Annotated in this window: 1 pseudogene; it reads right to left on the reverse strand. The window is 47.6% G+C overall.

What is annotated here, in order from left to right:
- Positions 1-997 precede the first annotated feature (997 nt).
- A pseudogene (locus BG32_RS04975) lies at positions 998-1,398 on the reverse strand (prepilin-type cleavage/methylation domain-containing protein); the annotation flags it as partial.

Below are 1,398 nucleotides of genomic sequence, written 5' to 3' on the forward strand. Positions count from 1 at the left end.
ACCAATAACCACTTGATAAGAGTCTTCGATGGCAGGGAGTTGAAAGAGCTTGTTATAGAGAGCCAAGAAAAACGGATATAGAGTCTCGGGGCTGGGGTATGCCATCGCCAGATGCGATTAGAAAGCCAGTCGGCTCCGCCTGGCAAGTCGCACTTCATGCAGCAGCCTTTGCTTCGCAAAGACCATTGCTGACTTCGCCGGGCAAAGAGCCGTGAACGCTGATAAAATAACGTTGTTCGTCAACGGTCCACCGTCCTCCGGGATCAATCAACAAGGCAAAAGTGATTTTACCTACGGCAGGAAGCGACGCTCGTTGGCGCGAGGAAAAATAGATTATTGGGCGCAATGCACTGAAGAACATCAGTGGATTCAAGGCTTCCTTTGGCAGGAGGCGAGGGCGACTGAGTCGGGAAGTGATGCCTGGAGGAACATCCAGGGAAGTGATGCCGCTTTCAGCGGGAGTCATTCAGAAGCCAGTCTGCTTTCGCAGGTCAGTCATGTTTCGACTGGCCAGTTCCGCTCGTGGGAGAAGAGCGTTCTTTAGTTTTTCCAACCGTACCTGCTACCCTCGACCCTGCCGCTTTTCGAAGATCCCGCCCGAAACAGTTCGGATCACAACGTGAGGGACTTCCAAGAAGTCATGGCGGGAATGATAGCGATGGTTATTCCGAAAACCGCTTCGCGTCACGATTCGAATAGTCTTTGAAAGAATACTAACATGACGACAACGTTTGGCAATTCCGAGAATGCCACATTCCGTCATGAACTTTTTTCAGCCCCCGATGGAGATGCTATGGAAAAACCTTCAAATTTGTGCAATCTTTACGCACAACGCGCAACCGATCCAAAACCGGGTCCCGAAACAAGTTCGAATGACTTTGTTTGTCTAGCTGTAAAACGTCGCATACCATAATCTGAACTTGCTTCACCATCTCAGTCCTTTGTCAAAACTGAAACGGTCAAGTTTTGGTCGAGTTAGTGTCTCCATTTAACCCATTTAGCTGATCTTCACTATTTCCAAGGTTGAGATATCTATCTTTCTTCCCTCGAGACTGTGAAAATACCAGCAGTCAGTGTCTGCGGAGTCGTTCCCGATGTTGTAGATCAGGTCCCAATTTAGCCTCTCAGTAAGTTCGCCCTTTTCAGATGATCCCAGAAAGTTAAAGACAAACTTATAACCATTGTCTGGACTGACTCTGAGAAGTTTACCTGCCGGCTTATAAACAACGCCACCAAATGCACTATTAGCCCAGAAAGAAGCGTCAAGCGAGAGATCTTCAAACCTATAGTCTATGCCGAACTCACTATCTATCCAATCTCTGGGGTATCGTCCGTGATTCACGAAAAACTCTTGAATAAGAGTTTTCAGTCCTTCGCTTATTTCATCGAAGGTAGATC

Source organism: Mesotoga sp. HF07.pep.5.2.highcov (assembly GCF_003666285.1).
Taxonomy (GTDB): domain Bacteria; phylum Thermotogota; class Thermotogae; order Petrotogales; family Kosmotogaceae; genus Mesotoga; species Mesotoga prima.